The 17,863-nt window shown below is 33.1% G+C and carries 8 protein-coding genes; all 8 read left to right on the top strand.

The annotated features are described in order from the left end of the window. Positions 1-275: 275 nt before the first annotated feature. The 8 genes from APS56_RS06055 (at position 276) to APS56_RS06020 (ending at position 17,843) form a co-directional block, all read left to right on the top strand. Entirely contained in the window at positions 276-3,779 is a 3,504-nt protein-coding gene (locus APS56_RS06055) for a CBM96 family carbohydrate-binding protein (RefSeq protein ID WP_054726023.1), read from the top strand. A gap of 234 nt (positions 3,780-4,013) precedes the next feature. Next, positions 4,014-6,356, top strand: coding sequence for a GH92 family glycosyl hydrolase (locus tag APS56_RS06050; protein ID WP_054726020.1), 2,343 nt, complete (start codon positions 4,014-4,016; stop codon positions 6,354-6,356). A gap of 2 nt (positions 6,357-6,358) precedes the next feature. Continuing rightward, entirely contained in the window at positions 6,359-7,498 is a 1,140-nt protein-coding gene (locus APS56_RS06045) for a right-handed parallel beta-helix repeat-containing protein (protein ID WP_054726018.1), read from the top strand. A gap of 47 nt (positions 7,499-7,545) precedes the next feature. Then, positions 7,546-10,290 (top strand): endo-acting ulvan lysase-like protein, encoded by a 2,745-nt coding sequence (locus APS56_RS06040; RefSeq protein ID WP_054731205.1) that lies wholly within the window; start codon positions 7,546-7,548, stop codon positions 10,288-10,290. 31 nt (positions 10,291-10,321) lie between these two features. Continuing rightward, positions 10,322-11,281 (top strand): alpha/beta hydrolase fold domain-containing protein, encoded by a 960-nt coding sequence (locus tag APS56_RS06035; protein WP_082379271.1) that lies wholly within the window; start codon positions 10,322-10,324, stop codon positions 11,279-11,281. Positions 11,282-11,342: 61 nt separating this feature from the next. Beyond that, the gene (locus APS56_RS06030; RefSeq protein WP_054726015.1) at positions 11,343-12,671 is read left to right on the top strand and encodes a right-handed parallel beta-helix repeat-containing protein; all 1,329 of its coding nucleotides are present in this window, start codon (positions 11,343-11,345) and stop codon (positions 12,669-12,671) included. 27 nt (positions 12,672-12,698) lie between these two features. Then, positions 12,699-14,987 carry a glycoside hydrolase family 3 N-terminal domain-containing protein gene (locus tag APS56_RS06025; protein WP_082379269.1) on the top strand — a complete coding sequence of 763 codons (2,289 nt, stop codon included), beginning with the start codon at positions 12,699-12,701 and terminating at the stop codon, positions 14,985-14,987. Positions 14,988-15,320: 333 nt separating this feature from the next. Then, entirely contained in the window at positions 15,321-17,843 is a 2,523-nt protein-coding gene (locus APS56_RS06020) for a glycoside hydrolase family 95 protein (protein ID WP_082379268.1), read from the top strand. The last annotated feature ends 20 nt before the right edge of the window (positions 17,844-17,863 follow it).

The following is a 17,863-nucleotide window of genomic DNA, read 5'->3' as shown; positions in this document are numbered from 1 at the left end:
ACAGCAACATCACTTAAAAGTTGGTGGGATTTTAAGAAGCCATGAAAAAGGGAAATTTAGATTTAGTTGTTTCCATATCGCTAATTTTATATTTATTACTCTAGCATAATATTTAATAGTACTATAATTTAGTGCATATGTTGTATTGTGATACATATGTGCTAAAATGGAACGTGTATAGTAACAATTGGCAACATTGGTTTAAACATAATTTAATTGTATTAGATATTTTTGAGTGTATAACTAAATAAACTAAACTTTTCAAACAACTAAATATGAAACAAACCAAACATTACAAAATTATTAAAAATACTTTATGCGCAGTTATTCTATTTATATTAAGTAATACCCTTTTCTCACAATCAATTACCGTAAATTCTACAAATTATAAACAAACTATTGATATGATAGGTGGGGATATGGAGCGTAGTTCTTTTGCTATCCAAAAAGCTCAAAATAAAGAAGAGATTATTCAATGGGGTTTTGGGGATATTGACTTTAACGTTTGTAGGGTTCAATATGACAAAAATCAAGAGCTGGTTGAAGGAGTTAAGAATTTGTCGTTTTATGATAGACAAATAGCTACTATGCAGGCAATTAAAGCTATTAATCCAGATATAAAGTTTTATGGTACAATGCGTTCTGATTATGATGGGTTTGGTGATGACAATAACATGCCAGATTGGATACATAATTACAATACTAAAGCAACAGATGTTGTAAAATATGGGATTTTCTTAGCAGATTATTGTGAATATATGAGTCAGCACGGGGTGCCAATTTCCATTTTGTCTACAGCAAAGGAATGGATGTGGCATATTAGAGCATCAAAAGCTGAAGATATTATCAATACCTTATACACGGAGTTAGATAGTCGAGGGATAGAAAAACCTATAATTATTGACCAAGGTTTTTGGAGTCTTTCAGCAGGAATAACCTACCTAAAGGATGTAGAGTCTCTTGGGACAAAAGATTTGTATACGGCTTTTAGTAGCCATAATTATGGAAAAGAAGCTCCTGAAAAGTGGGTAGAAATAATTGAAAGGTCTATTGCACTGGGAAAACCAATGTATGATGATGAAACAAGTACTGGTAGTGGGTCTCCAACTTATGGTGTAGAACGATCCATGTGGAAACAAATTGATGAGTATATTAAAAAAGCAGAACGCTATGAAGCTGGTTTGAGTGGTGAGGTTTTTTTTGAAATTTGGTCTAGAGGTCAGGATAAAGAAACAAGATCTATTTATTTTCCAGCTTCTGGTACAGGTACCAGGCTTAGAGGATATTATATGATGAAACAATTTTCAAATAATATTTTAAATCATACCTACCTTACATCATCTACAAATTCAACACCTGACATATATACTATAACGTTTAGAAAAAATGATAAGATTGTTTTATGGGTAATTAATGAAGGAGATACAGAATATACATTGCCAATATCGATGGATAATTCAAGTATAATTAGTCCGGTAGCTACTCACTATTGGACAAATAATACGCCTATAGAGGGAATAGAAATGACCTATATGGCTTCAGGAAATACGTTTGTTCCTACTGTGGAAGCAGAAAGTATGAATTGCTATATTTTTAACGTAACGGAAGATATCGTTGACGTGTGTAGTTTGCCACAAACGACTTTGTACGAGGCTGAATGTTATAATGATATGCTGGGAATACAAACAGAATTGGGTAATGAAGGCACCGATGTAGTAAGTAACATTGAAAGTGGTGATTGGATTAAATTCAATGATATTGATTTTAGTACAGGTTTGAATAAGTTCAGCGCACGAGTGGCCAGTGATACGTCGGGAGGGAAAATTGAACTACGTATTGGTAGTAGTACAGGAGTTTTAATAGCAGAATTGGATGTTGATAATACGGGAGGTTGGCAAACTTGGACAACAGCAACTACCGCATTTAGCGTTGTGAGTGGCGTACAAGACTTGTATTTAGTGTTTACAGGTGAGACTGGAAGTTTGTTTAATCTAAATTGGATAAATTTAGAAGCAATCCCTCCTTCTGTTGCTTTAGTTGCAACTCCTAGTTATGAATTAGTATCTTTAAATTGGTCTATGGATTATGTGGAATTAGGAAGTCAAAATATATACAGAAATACGAGTTCTGATATAGCGACACGTATCTTAATAGCAGAAAATGTTTCAGGAACAAGTTATTTAGATACTACGGTAGCAAATAATGTAACTTATTGGTATTGGGTTGAAACTATTGATATTTCGTCTGTTACCACAAATTCAGAAGCCATTCAAGTTACCCCATCAGCAGACAATTTAGCATTAAATGGTTTAGCTTCCCAATCTACAACGGCTTATGATGCACCAGCAGAAAGAGCTATTGATGGTAATTCAGATGGAGATTTTAACAACGGTTCTGTAAGTCATACAGCGCCAATGGATGATGATAAGTGGTGGCAGGTAGATTTAGGAGAAGATAAAAAAATTGAGGATATTACTATTTATAATAGAACACAATCAACTTATAGTGAACGATTAAATAACTTTACTGTAAGTATAATTGATTCAGAAAACAATACCGTTTTTTCACAGTTTTTTGTTGATTATCCAGATCCTTCAATCAATATAAATACAGGAACCGAAGGAGTAATAGGTCAGATAGTAAAAATTTCTAAAAGCTCTGACGAACCAATTACTTTGGCTGAGGTAGAAGTTTATGGAACAAGTATTTCAAACCCAGGAACTTTAGCATTTGATTTGGGTGCAATTGCTATTTCTGATACAGAAATTAATTTAAGTTGGCAAGAAGGGGTGTTTGAAGCAGATGAGTTCAAAATAGAAAGAAAAGAAATTGATGGAGCTTATCAAGAAATTGCAAGTTTAGATTCAAACAGTTTAACTTTCAGTGATACGGGACTAAGTTCTGAAACCATTTATATCTATCGGGTGCTGGCGCTTTATTCGGATAGAGATTCAAATTACTCGATTGAGGTTCCAGTAATTACATTTAACGTTGATTTTGAAACCACTATTTATAATCCAATTGAGGATGCTTATGTAAGAGGGGGTAGCTATTCAAAGGTTAATTATGGAGCAGATGTTAAACTTGTTGTGAAAACAGGCGATTCGGAAGATTATTTAAGAAAAACCTTCTTGAAATTCAATTTGAGTGACGAAAATTTAATAAACAATAATATAGGACGTGTAATACTCAAACTTTATAAGAGTTCGGGAACAAAAATTATGCTTACAACATCTAAAATTGATAATAATTGGTCAGAATCTACTGTTACTTGGGATACAGCTCCAACAACTGGAAATGTGATAACTTCTACAAATTTATCAAGTGATACAGGTTTTTATGAATGGGATATTACAGCTTATGTAAAGGAGCAATTTGATAATGATAAAACAATTTCTATTTCTATTGAAGATTTAGAAGCACAGAAAAAAACCAATGAATTTACTAGTAAAGAGGCTGCAGATAATAAACCAGAACTTATAGTTAGTGTAATAGATGTTAGTTCTCTGAGCGTTTCTGAATTTACAGAACTAAATGAAATAGGGTTGTATCCAAATCCTGTGTCAGATGTGTTGACTGTTTCTTTTGAAAATACAAATTTAGACCTTAGTAAAACTAAAATAGTTTTGTATAATATCAGTGGACAGAAAGTATTAGAAAAGTCACTAAAAGATTTTTCAGAGCGAAGTTTAGATGTATCTCAATTAACAAGTGGAATGTATTTTTTTAAAGTTAGTGATGAATCAAATAGTGTTATAAAAAAGATTATAAAGTTATAGTTGTTTGGTGTTTTTAATAGTTTAAATGGGTGATTAAACTTAAAAGCTTGAAGCAATTTACTTCAAGCTTTTTTTATATACAAAATACCTATAATTTATATTCAGTGGGTTATAATTTATAAATTAATTTTAGTAAAACTTTTACATTGCATCGTTATGAAATTCTGTTTTCGTGGTTTAGGTTTATTAATAAAAAATCATTCAAAACGCTATAATTTTTAAATAAAAAAAATAATGAAGCAGCTTATTTATTTAAGTTTTTTAATTCTAACGTCAAATACTTATGGGCAACAAAAACCAGTAAATTTGGTAAACCCATTTGTTGATACGGTAAATTCTAGGTGGTTTTATTTTAGTTCTGCAAGTAGGCCATTTGGAATGGTGAATTTAAGCCCAGATACAGATACTGACAAAACGTGGAGTTCGGGTTACTTGTATGATAGTGAGTATATTCGATGTTTTAGCCATGTTCATGCATGGCAATTAGCAGGCATTGCTGTCATGCCTACCACGGGAAAGTTTAAAGGGCATTTAGGTATGGATACCTATAAATCAGCTTTTAGTCATGAAGGTGAAATAGCTAAACCAGGTTACCATAAAGTTTTTTTAAAAGATTATGATATTGAGGTAGAATTAACATCAACTACACGTGTTGGGTTTCATAAATACAAGTTTCCTAAAAGTGAAAATAAATCTATCATTTTTGATACGGGAGCAAAATTAGCCCATGGACCCACTACATTCTCTAAAATTTGGAAAGTAGATGATACAGAAATAGCAGGGGTTCAGGTGCTTAAAAAAACAGGACGTCGGCCAAAAGATACACCAGTGTATTTTGTTGCAAAACTCAATACGGCATTTAGTGGCTTTAAAGGATGGGTAAATAACAAAATCATTGAAAAACAATTAGACACCATTCAGGGGGTAAATGCGGGTGTAGGTTTGTTTTTTAATAAACAACAGGCTAATGAAGTATTGATGAAAGTAGGGATTTCTTATGTAAGTGTGGAGCAAGCTCGTAAAAACTTAGAAACGGAAATTAGTCACTGGGATTTTGACAAAGTGTATAGTGAATCTTTAGAAATTTGGAATGATTGGTTAAGTAAAATTGAAATAAAGGGAGGAACGCACAAACAACAAGTTAAGTTTTACACTGATTTGTGGCACGCTTTACAAGGAAGAAGAATTATAAGTGATGTGGATGGCAAATATACCGATAGGACTGGAGAAAAACCAGTTACAAGGGTTGTAAGATTGGATGAGAATGGCAAACCTTTATTTCCACACTATAATTTTGATGCGTGGTGGGGTAGCCATTGGTCTTTAAACATTTTATGGTCTATGGTCTATCCAGAAGTTATGGATGGTTTTTGTAATACCATGGTAGACATGTATAATAATGGAGGATTAATTCCTCGTGGGCCATCTGGAGGTAATTATACTTTTGTAATGATTGGAGATCCCTCGGTGCCATTTTTTGCCGCTGCATATAATAAAGGTATTAAAAATTATGATATAGAAAAAGCTTATGAAGGCTTACGAAAAAATGCTTTTGTTGGTGGTTCTAGAGATCATGCAGGTTATGAGCATAACTTTCCGGCTTTTGGTGGTGGTATGCAATATTACGTTAGTCAAGGGTGGGTGCCAGAAGGTATTAAAGCCAATGGGGGGCATAAAGATGGTGCTTCTATGACTTTGGAGTATGCGTATCAAGATTGGAGTTTGGCACAATTATCAAAAGCATTGCGCAAAGAAGACGATTATAAACTTTTTATGAAGCGTTCTACAAATTATAAGAATTTGTGGAACCCAGAAACCAAAATGATTCATCCACGAGAAATGGATGGTAGTTGGATAAAAGATTTTGAGCCTGTTTCCAATAGTTTTAATGCACGTGGTTTTTGTGAAAGTAACTCCGCAATTTATACAAATTTTGTGCCTCATGATATGGAAGGTTTAATAAATTTATTTGGAGGAGCACAGGCATATAATCATTTTTTAAATGCATCATTCATAAAGGGTGAAAAAGATAATTTTGTAAGTGTTGGAAGAAAACATGCTGCTAGTTGGGTCAATTACGGAAACCAACCAGGAACAGGAATGGCACACTTATTTAATTATTCAGGTGTGCCTTGGTTAACTCAAAAATGGGTGCGAAAAATAAAAGAAGTGTATGGTGATATAACACCTTATGGAGGATACAATGGCGATGAAGATCAAGGGCAAATGGGAGCTTTAGGGACTTTGATGGCGATGGGGCTTTTTGAGGTTGATGGTGGGGCTTCGGTCAAACCTTATTATGAAATTACAAGTCCGCTTTTTGATGAGATTATTATTCACCTTAACAAGGATTATTATTCAGGTGAAAAATTTGTAATAAAAACTACTAATAACCGACCGGAAAACATTTATATCCAATCGGCAAAACTAAACAATAATAGTTTAGATAATTGTTGGTTTTATCATGATGACTATGCAAAAGGAGGTGTTTTAGAAGTGGAATTAGGGCAAGAACCTAATAAAGCATGGGGTGTTAAAGTACCACCTCCATCTTTTAATCAAACTAAAAATCATTAAAAATGAGTAAAAAAGTAGTCCTTTTTATTTTAATAGCTTTTGTGGTATGTTCATCTATGGCACAGAAGCAATTATTTAAATATAACCAAGTGGTTGTAGAGCCCGAAGTGTATTCTATTATGTCCGAAAAATGGAATAATGATTTTAAACATGTAGAATATCCTAAACAGTGGTTAGACAATATAATTAAAGTTAAACCTGGACAATCTATACAAGAAGCTATTAATCAAGTGTATGATGAAGGAGGTGGCGTGGTGTTCTTGAAAAAAGGAATACATATTTTGGATACCACACTTACTTTGAAAGGAAAAATAACATTAGTGGGAGAAGGTAGGGATAAAACAATTGTTAAACAAGGTTCAGAAATGAAAGGAACGGGGTTTAACATTGAAGACAAGCCTCAAGTAACAGATCTGGTTATTAAAGATTTAACTCTAAAAGGTGTTCGACAAGGAGATGCTAATGGGATACTTATAAGAGGTAGAAATGAAAGCAGACATACGCGTATAATGCTTCAAAATATTGATGTGATCGATTGGTCTTCTCAAGGGGTTCACATGAAGCGAACTAATCATATTATAATGGATAATTGTAATTTTCAATACAATGGCTCTGGTGGTGGTTTGTATCATAATGTCTATTTTCTTTATAATAAATATATTTTACAATCCGATTGTAATATGTCTTTTCCTGTTAAGGGAAAAGGAAATAAATATACATCCTGTGAGTATGTTTTAGCACAACGCTGTACAATAAAGGATACTAAAACAAATGGTATTCAAGCAGATCATGAAGAAGCAGGTTATATTTTTTTTCATAAGTACCATGTGTCTGGTTGTGCTAAGGTAGCGTTGTGGTTTCCTTGTGAAGATTACTATGATAAATTCATATACAAAGAAAATTCAAAGTACGCACCACAAAAAGTTATACTGAACAGATGTGAAATAATTAATAATACTTGGGGAGCTATGTGGAGATCCGTTAACAATTCCTATGTCATTAATAGTGTTTTTGAGAATAAGAAAATTGATATGGGATTATTAAAATGTGATGTTACTATAGAAAATAGCACATTTAAAAAAGGGAATGAAGTATATACAGACGTAAAACAATGGCCATCCGATGTTAAAATTTTATGGTAGTAAGAATGGTCATAGTTAATATAAAAAATAATAAGTTGAAATTAAATATGAAAAATAAATTAGGTTTAAGCATCGTCTTAGTTTTTATAGTAGGATGGTTAAATGCACAAGAAATTAATAAAATACCACTTCCTACGAATTTAGAACAAGGCTATCCTCGTTTATACGTTACCGAGAGTGGTAAAAAGGATTTAGAAAAGACAATTAAAAAGGAAGCTTGGGCAAAAGATGTTTTAAAAGGTATTCATGACCGTATTGATGCTTATGTTTCGCGTCATGTTGAAGACCCTGAATGGATGGTGTCTCGTTTGCAGATGCATTGGAAAACCAAAGCAACAAATATTTATGTTAATGGTATAAATTACTCACACGCAGATGGCGAAGCACCAGTTCCTACAGTTCGGTTTGTAGGTTCTCGAGACTATACAACACCTTACGGTACACCAAAGTTAGAAGATGTTTTGCCATATATGGATGACCCACGAGGATTGTATTATCCAAATAGAAGTAAAGAAGGTAGTCCTTTTGAATGGGTTGATCCTTCTAAAACGGGAAGAATCATTTATAGTATAAATCAGCAAATAATAGAGTTAGCACGAGATGCAGCATTTATTTATTGGTTAGAAAAAGATGAACGCTATGCAAAGTTTGCTTACGATATTATGCATACTTATTTAGAGGGTATGTCATATAGAAGTGAACCAATTGATTTACTTAATGGGCATATTCAAACACTTGTAGGTTTCGCTAATTTTCAAGTAATTCATGATAATGTCTTAATTAGTGTAGCGGAACTTTATGATTTTTTATATAGATATGTTGAAGTAAATCATTCTGAAAATATTGTAATGTATGATAAAACTATTAAGCGTTGGACAGATCAAATCATTAAAAATGGTGTGCCACAAAATAACTGGAATTTACATCAAGCTAAAATTATTTTAAAAGCCGCCATGGTTTTAAAGGATAATAGGTACTATGAAGATAAAAAAGGGAGAGAATATTATATCAATTATATTTTGAATGTGACTTCAGCACGCCAGTGGTCTTTAACTAAATTTATGGAATTTGGATATGATTACAACACGGGTGTTTGGGCAGAATGCCCCGGATATGCACAAGGGGTAACCAAAGATTTAACCACCTTTATAAAAGATTTTGACAACACATTTAATCATAACCTTTTACCTTATATGCCAGGCATGAAACAGGCTGTTAAAATGTTGCCGCAGTATTTATTTCCAAATGGACAAATGGTTGCTTTTGGCGATTCTAATTATGGAGGGTTTTATACGGAGGCAATTTCAAACTTAATTCGAGTTGCTCAGAAAAATAATGATGAAGCTCTTGAAAAAGAATTTACAGCAATGTATCGTTTGTTTTCTGAAGAACCTGAAGAAGCAAAAGGAAAACAACGAAAACCAAGAGCAGATATTTCTTCTTTTTTTGCAGCTAAACCATTAGAGATAAATCAAAAGTATAAAAAAGGTAATTTAGAAGATTATATTACACAAACCTTTTATGCGCCTAATGTCAGTTGGCATGTGCAACGTATGGGAACTGGCAAACATGGTATGATGGCTTCCTTAAATGGGTCATTAGGTAATCATATGCATGCCAATGGAATCAATTTAGAGTTGTACGGTAAAGGTTTTGTTCAGGGAGCAGACCCTGGAAAAGGAGCAGGATATCTTCAACCTATATATTTGGAATTTTATTCGCAGTTTCCAGCACATAATACAGTTATGGTTGATGGGGTTTCCTCGTATACCGAAATGTTTAGTAATCATGCGTTTGATTTAATAGGGGAATATCCCAAATCAGAAAAAAAAGATGGGTATTATTCAAACATCACGTATTCTGATGTCTATTTTTTAGAGCCAGAAACTAGAAGTGATCAAAGCAGGCTGGTAAGTGTCGTAAAAACAGGAGAAACTACAGGGTATTATATTGATATTTTCCGTTCTAGAAAGCAACGTAAAGGGGATAAGTTTCACGATTATTTTTATCATAATTTAGGTCAGTCTATGAAGGTTTTAGATGCTTCGGGACAACCATTAGATTTAAAACCAACAGAAGAAATGGCTTTTGCTGGTGGATATTTATATGCTTTTGATTATCAGTGGGATAAAAAATCGTTAAAAACCAATAATGATTATCAAGCGCAATGGAAAATAGATAGACCTAACGATGAGGAAGATGTATTTATGAACTTATGGATGAAGGGAGCAGAAAATAGAGAAATTTTTTCATTAAAGTCACCACCAAATAAAGCTTTTAGAGGAAATGGAGGTTTGCCTTATGAAGTTGACAAGGCGCCTTATTTAACCTTTAATGCACGTCAATATGGTGAAGCGTGGGAGCATCCATTTGTGTCCGTTTACGAACCATTTACTTCATCTGAAGGAAAAAGTATTGCATCTATAAATGGTTTTGATGATGAAAATGGCGGCAAAGAGTTTGTAGGTCTACAAATTATAAGCAAATCAGGGAGAGAGGATTTAGTGTTTTCTTCTAAAAATCAACAAATGGCAACCTATAAAAACAACTCTACTAATGCGGATTATGCTTTAGTAGCTAAGGAAAAAAATGGAAATATTATTTTATTTATGGGTAATGGAAATTATTTGAAAGCCAATGATTATACCATTTCTACAACTGAAATAGGCAATGTAGTATTAGAAGAAAAAGAAGGGCAGTTGTGGTTGCATAATGAAGTGCCTGTTGTAATTACATACAAAAACAAGAAAGCTAATTTTAAAGCCGAGGATTCTCGAGTTATAAACTTATAATAAATAGGTTTAATTTTTAAATAAATTAAAAATGAGAAATGATATCCAAAATAAAATAACCAAAATGATGAATAACAGATTTATAATTTTAATGTTAGTTTTTGGATCTCAGCCATTCATTTTTGGACAATCTCTGGAAGAACAAGAAATTCTTGATACATTCAGTAATAAAGAGACCGTTGCATACAAAACAATAGATGGACAAGTACTGGATATGACCATTTTTTATCCAGAAGTAAATAAAATACAGCAAGAGAATCCATGGATGCTACATATCCATGGTGGTGGTTGGGCAGGAGGGAGCAAATATAATATATTAAAAAAAGCATTTTTAGGGACTTTGAAATCTCTTCTTGATGAAGGGGTAATTTGTATTACTATCCAATATCGTTTAGCTCGTGGCAATACAAATGCTTATGATGCTGTGATAGATGCTAAAGATGCAACAAGATTTCTCTTGAAAAATGCAAAAAAATATAAATTAAATAAGAAGTATTATGGTATTTGGGGTGGTTCTGCTGGTGGACATTTAAGTTTAGTAACAGCTTTAGGGAAAGATTCAGATTTTAAAGGAGATATAGGTTTAGTGGATTATGTTCCTAATTTTAGATGCATAGTTGCATATTTTCCTTTTACTTCTTGCGTGAATCCAGAAATAAGGCCCAACTCTATTTTTGAAGATGAGACACTTTTTGTTCGTCTTTTAGGTGCGCCATTAAGTGAAAAATCAGAATTGGCTACATTGCTCAGTCCAACTGAACTTTTACAAAAAAACAGTCCGCCAATTTTATTATTGCATGGTGATAATGACACCATACTTCCAATAATAAATTCAACATATATGTTGGAGGTGGCTAAAGAAAAAAAAGCAGATGTAGAATTGTTGACTATAAAAAATGCAGCACATAGTTTTCATGGCGAAAATATTTCGCCCACTATTAAGGAGCTTAACAATTATGCTACCAATTTTATACTGTTTCATTTAAAATAGAAAAATCAAGTTTATGAATAGATTTACATTTAATAATCAAAAGAGGTATCAAATTTTAAAAATGAATTTAAGTTTATTTAAAATTGTTTTTTTATTAATATGGGTTTTTAGTATCTCTCTTTCTGCACAGAGTACAATTTATGTATCCTCATTAGTAGAGTTGAGCGAAGCAGTCCAGAAAAGTAATCAAAATATTATATTAAAACCAGGGCGCTATAACTTGACTGAACTTCCAAAAGGTTACAGAAAAATTCTTTGTTCAGGTTCTAATAACACAATTGATTTGTCAGGTGTTTTTGTAAATGCTCCGGTAGGTTCTACAAAGCAAAGCTATATTACCATTTCAGGTCACCAAAATACTTTTAGAGGAGGAACTTTTGAAGATACGTATGTAAACAAACTTGAAGAGGTAACAGATTTTAGTGCTTACAATCAAGAACGCACTACTTTGGCTTATGGGTTAAAAGGTCAAGCTGTGTTAGATATTACTGGTGATGATAATACAGTTATAAATACAAAGTTAACGGTAAGAGGTTCATTTCCGTATGGATATGGTAGTATTTATGGTATTGGACGCGATAACGTATTTGGATTAGATAAACGTTGTGGCATATTAATTAATGGCAAACGAAATACTATAGATAGTTGCGAGGTGCAACAAAGAGCATTTGGACACGGTATTTATATGCAAAAACCTGCCGATAAATCAGTCATAAAAAACACGCTTGTAGAAGGAAGAATGCGACCAAGTGCTGATTTGTACACGGAAACAAATCCTAAAGACTTACCAGTTAGATCTAAATATAAAATAAAAGGAAAACCAATTCCAAAGGACATTATGTATCCGCTTTCAGAAGATGGTATAAGAGTGTATACCCATGGTGGTAGTGTTACAGTTGAAAATTGTACCGTTAAAAAAATGAGAGGTGGTATTAGAGTTTATTTGGCTTCTAGTGCTACCGTTATTAATTCGGTAGCCATTGATTGTGGAGCTACCAATTTTAATTTGCCTAAACACGGAAAAATAACTAAGTCGTCAGGAAATTTTACTTACGGCCCTTTAAGTGATTTTAGATTATCTAAATCAAATCAAGATATTGAATTAACTATATTACCATCACCTCATGCAGTTGGGCCTCATAATGTTGCTGATATTTTGGGTAGTAATCACAATATTGTCTTTCATCGAACGAAAGGTCCTATTGATACAGATCTGCGTCCTATTGTAGTAAAAGACAATAATTCCACCATCAGAAATGAAACAGAATACCCAGTTATTTTAGAATCATCTTCTAGTGGAAATACAGTTGTTAGCTTTGGTAAAGTTACTGACTATGGAACAAATAATAAAGTAACACACATTGAGAAAACTAAGAATAGAAATAAATAGAAATAAAAAACCATTAACTTAAAACCAATGATTCGTCACAAAATTAAAAAACACATTCAAAAATTTACACCTATTCTGGTACTTTGCCTTATAGGATTTGGCTTTAGTAATTTATCGGAAAAAAAGTATATACAAAAGGACTTACCCATAGATGTTCGGGTTGAAAATTTATTGTCTCAGATGACTTTAGAAGAAAAAGTCGCTCAAATGAGAATGTTTCACTCAGGATTAGGAGTTGGTTTAAATAAAAGGGATAGTCTTGCGTTTTCAAAAGGAGTAAAAGAAAGGTTAAATTATGGAATTGCAGGAATTAAAAGTCCTGGAGACAGGTATAGCCCAGAAAGAGCTGCTGAACTTAACAATCAATTACAGGAATTTGTAATAAAGAATAATAGGTTAGGGATTCCAGCTTTTTTTGTTACAGAATCGTATAGTGGGGTGGATGCGCATGGATGCACACAATTTGGACGTCCCATTTCGTTATCCTCTAGTTGGAATACAAAATTAGTAAAAGAAGTCTATGATATTATTGGACGCGAAGCACGATATCGTGGATTGCATTTGACACATTCTCCCGAAGCTGATATAGCACGTGATCCACGTTTTGGTCGTATGAGTGAAACTTTTGGAGAGGATACGCATTTGGTTTCAGAAATGATAGTGAGTGCTGTTTCCGGGCTTCAAGGTGATAGTTTAGGGCTTGAAAGTACACATATAGGTGCTGTTACTAAACATTTTGCAGGTTATGCTCAGGTTTCAGGGGGTAAAAACTTTGCGTCTGTAGAGATTTCTCCAAGAACATTGATAGATGAAATTTTGCCACCATTTAAAGCGGCAGTTGTAGAAGCTAATACTTTGGGTATTATGGCTTCACATGGTGATATAAATGGTATTGCTAGTCATGCAAATCCTGAGTTATTGACGAATATTTTAAGAAATGATTGGGGGTTTAAAGGTTATGTAGTTTCTGATGCAAATGATGTTGGAAGATTACATTATTTCATGAAAGTGGCAGAAACACCTGAAGATGCGGTAAGACTTGCTTTAGTAGCTGGAGTAGATATAGATTTATATGCTGATGATGCTTATGCACTTTTGCCTAAAATGGTTGAAACTGAGCCAGCTCTTTTGGAATATATTGATCAGGCAGTGCGTCGCGTATTGCGAACCAAATTTGTTTTAGGGCTATTTGATAATCCATACACCGATGTTCAAAAAGCGAAGGAAATGACTCGTAATGATGCTGCTAAAGCATTAGCAAAAAAAGCAGATGAAGAATCTATTATTTTATTAAAAAATGAAAATACATTACTTCCTTTAAACCGAAACAAAAAAAGAACCATTGCCTTGGTAGGTCCAGTTATAGATTCAAAAACTAAAGCAGCATTTGAAAAAATTGCAGGAACTGATATTGATTTTATTGAAGAAAAAGGTTTTAATTTGACCAATGGTGACGGAGTAACCCCAATTTTAACACCTAAAAGTGAAACTTTAAAAGGTATACAACAGATTGTTGATAAAGCAAAACAATCAGATGTAATAGTATTGTTTGTTGGTGATGATAAGTATACGTCTAAAGAAGCCTATTTTAGTGGTGGTTTGGGAGATCGTGATAATATTGATCCTGTAGGACAACAAGATGATTTACTACTTGCATTAAAAAAAATAGGAAAACCCGTTATTGTAGCATTAAAACATCGTAGAACGCTTTCAATTAATATTATTGCAGCGCATGCCGATGCAGTTCTTGATTGCTGGGAACTTAGTGAATTTGGAGATGAGGCCATAGCTAAAATACTTTTTGGTGATGTAACACCTTCTGGGAAATTGCCCGTTACAGTACCTCGGAATATTGGACAAATGCCAATACATTACAGTCAAAAGGAAATAAATTTCAAGAAAAGTTATCTGTTTTCAGAAAGTACACCTTTATACGCTTTTGGATATGGATTGAGTTATACAACATTTAAATATTCAAATCTCCAACTTTCGGAAACAAAAGGTAATACAACGTCTACTATTAAAGTTAGTGTTGAGATTAAAAATACAGGAACTCGTTCAGGAAAAGAGGTAGTTCAACTTTATATAAAAGATATTGCAGGTTCGGTAGTCAGACCTATGAAGGAATTGAAAGGGTTTAAAAAAATAGAGTTGGAACCTGGAGAGTCTCAAAAAATAAGCTTTGCTATTACGCCTGAAATGCTTAAACTAACAGGGTTGGATATGAAGCAGACGGTTGAACCTGGCCAATTTGAAGTCCAAATTGGAGGTGCTTCTAACGATGTATTAATAAGTTCATTTAATATTGAAAAATAATGAGTGAAAACATATGATTGCTATTTGTAAACTATAATCGTTAAGGTAAAGTGGGTAGGTAATATTGATAAACTAAAATGATACTATTTTGGTGTTTATATCGTGAACTTGATTTTTGTATCAGTTTATAAAGAAGTCGTATTCTCTTTTTTTATGAAGCCAACATTATTAATGCTAATTTAAAATCAAAATTGCTTAAATTATAAGTAATAGTTTACAATAAATGACCTATAATTTATACAAAAAAAATGTATGGTATAGTAAATTTGTTAGATGTTAAATTTTGCATTAATAAATTAATAGAATGATTTTTAAATTAAAAAAAATAAACAGATGAAACAGGTGTTAAGTATTTTTGTTTTGGGGTTATTTGGATTGGTAAGTTGTAAAAATCTAAATGAAGTAAAAAACTCAACCAGTGATAAAAATAATAAGTCATTGGTTTTATGGTATGATACGCCTGCTGCTAATTGGAATGAGGCACTTCCATTAGGAAATGGTAGGTTAGGAGCTATGGTTTATGGAAATCCAGAACATGAAAACATTCAATTGAATGAAAATACGCTTTGGGCTGGTGGACCTCATAGAAACGATAACCCTAAAGCTAAAGAAGCGCTTTCGGAAGTTAGGGAATTATTATTTAAAGAAAAATATAATGAAGCCCATCGTTTGGCGAATGAGAAGTTTATTTCTAAAACATCACACGGCATGCCTTATGAAACAGTGGGTAATTTAAGGTTGAATTTTGAAAATCAAGAAAACTTTTCAAATTACTATCGTGAGTTGGATATTGAAAATGCTATTAACACTACTTCCTATACTGTAGACGGTGTTACGTACAAACGTGAAATTTTTACTTCTTTTTCCGATCAGGTGATTGTAATGAAAATTACAGCGAATGAAGAAGGAGCAATCAGTTTCAGAGCTACAATGGATCGACCAGAGCCTGCAAAAGTTTCAGTATATACTGAGGACAATGATGTATTGGTTATGACAGGGTTTGGAGGAGATAATAATTTTAGATTATCAAAAAATACTCCAGCTATTGAGGGTAAGGTAGAGTTTGATTCTCGTGTAAAAATAGTTCCAGAAGGCGGAAAGATAATGGCAGGAAACAGTCAGTTAAGCGTTTCAAAAGCAAACAGTGTAACACTTTACATTTCCGTTGCTACTAATTTTGTAAACTATCACGATATTAGTGCTGATCCTCATAATAAAGCTAAAAAGTATATTGCTGATGCTGAAATTAAAGATTACAGTCAGTTAATAAACGATCATTCTAAGTTTTATAAAAAATATTTTAACAGAGTTTCCTTAGATTTAGGAGAATCGGAATCTGCTAAAAATTCAACAGATGTAAGGATTAAAGAATTTAGTACAGGGAATGACCCCAGTTTGGCAACTTTATATTTTCAATTTGGACGTTACCTTTTAATATCCTCTTCTCAACCTGGAGGACAAGCTGCCAATTTACAAGGAATATGGAATAAAGATTTAACCCCACCATGGAAAAGTGCTTATACGGTTAATATTAATACAGAAATGAATTATTGGCCAGCTGAGGTAACTAATTTGACAGAAATGCATGAGCCTTTAATTCAATTGGTAAAAGATCTTTCAGTTACTGGAAGGGAAACTGCACAAGTTATGTATGGAGCCGATGGATGGGTAACGCACCATAATACAGATTTATGGAGAATTTCGGGTCCTGTAGATGGTGCTACTTGGGGCATGTGGCCAACTGGCGGAACTTGGTTGTCACAACATTTATGGGATAAGTATATATTTAATGGTGATTTAGAATATTTAAAATCGGTATATCCTGCCATGAAAGGAGCCTCAGAATTTCTCTTAAGTGTTTTAATACCAGAACCTAAAAATGATTGGTTGGTAATTGCACCTTCAATTTCTCCAGAACATGGTCCTAGTATCCGTTCAAAAAATGTGACAATTGAGGCAGGAACCACCATGGATAATCAATTGGTGTTTGATATGTTCACCAAAACCATTCGTGCAGCTAAAATTTTAAATATTGATACAGAATTAATTTCTAAAATGGAAAATACATTAAAAAAGTTGCCTCCAATGAAAGTAGGACAGCATAATCAATTACAAGAATGGATGCAAGATTTAGATGATCCAAAGGATGATCACCGTCACGTTTCTCATTTATACGGATTATATCCTTCAAATTTAATTTCACCTTATAGACATCCCGAATTGTTTCAAGGAGCAAAAAACACTTTAATCCAGCGGGGAGATCCTTCTACAGGATGGTCTATGAATTGGAAAATTAATTTATGGGCGCGTTTATTAGATGGAAACCATGCTTATAAATTAATGGGTGACCAAATTAAATTAGTGGGAAGACCAGATTCCCCAAAAGGAGGAGGAACTTATGCTAATATGCTTGATGCGCATCCACCATTTCAAATTGATGGCAATTTTGGATTCACGTCTGGTTTAACTGAAATGTTAGTGCAAAGCCACGATGGAGCTATTCACTTAATTCCAGCTTTACCAGATGTTTGGGATACAGGTAAAGTTTCTGGTTTACGTGCTCGTGGTGGTTTTGAAATTGTAGATTTAGAATGGGAAAATGGTAGTGTGGTAAAAGCCGTAATACGCTCAAATTTAGGAGGAAATTTGCGTATTCGTTCTTATAATGAGTTAGTTTCTAATCAAATGATTTCTTTAGCTAAAGGCACTAATAGTAATCCTTTTTATCAAGTACCAGAAATTAAACCACCTTTAATTTCAGAATTAGCTCAATTAAAAGAATTGGAATTAAAAACATCATATTTATATGACATTAAAACTATAGCGGGAGAAGAAATTATTGTAACTTCCAAATGAAATCAATTTCAAAATAAGTA

The sequence above is a fragment of the Pseudalgibacter alginicilyticus genome (assembly GCF_001310225.1).
GTDB classification, from domain to species: Bacteria; Bacteroidota; Bacteroidia; order Flavobacteriales; family Flavobacteriaceae; genus Pseudalgibacter; species Pseudalgibacter alginicilyticus.
The sequence above is the reverse complement of the archived record's forward strand: the minus strand, read 5'-3'. Positions and strand labels throughout refer to the sequence as shown.

What these genes read in the sequence shown, in the direction of transcription:
- APS56_RS06055 (WP_054726023.1), top strand. Translation starts at nt 276, where the DNA reads ATGAAACAAACCAAACATTACAAAATTATTAAAAATACTTTATGCGCA.
- APS56_RS06050 (WP_054726020.1), top strand. Translation starts at nt 4,014, where the DNA reads ATGAAGCAGCTTATTTATTTAAGTTTTTTAATTCTAACGTCAAATACT.
- APS56_RS06045 (WP_054726018.1), top strand. Translation starts at nt 6,359, where the DNA reads ATGAGTAAAAAAGTAGTCCTTTTTATTTTAATAGCTTTTGTGGTATGT.
- APS56_RS06040 (WP_054731205.1), top strand. Translation starts at nt 7,546, where the DNA reads ATGAAAAATAAATTAGGTTTAAGCATCGTCTTAGTTTTTATAGTAGGA.
- APS56_RS06035 (WP_082379271.1), top strand. Translation starts at nt 10,322, where the DNA reads ATGAGAAATGATATCCAAAATAAAATAACCAAAATGATGAATAACAGA.
- APS56_RS06030 (WP_054726015.1), top strand. Translation starts at nt 11,343, where the DNA reads ATGAATTTAAGTTTATTTAAAATTGTTTTTTTATTAATATGGGTTTTT.
- APS56_RS06025 (WP_082379269.1), top strand. Translation starts at nt 12,699, where the DNA reads ATGATTCGTCACAAAATTAAAAAACACATTCAAAAATTTACACCTATT.
- APS56_RS06020 (WP_082379268.1), top strand. Translation starts at nt 15,321, where the DNA reads ATGAAACAGGTGTTAAGTATTTTTGTTTTGGGGTTATTTGGATTGGTA.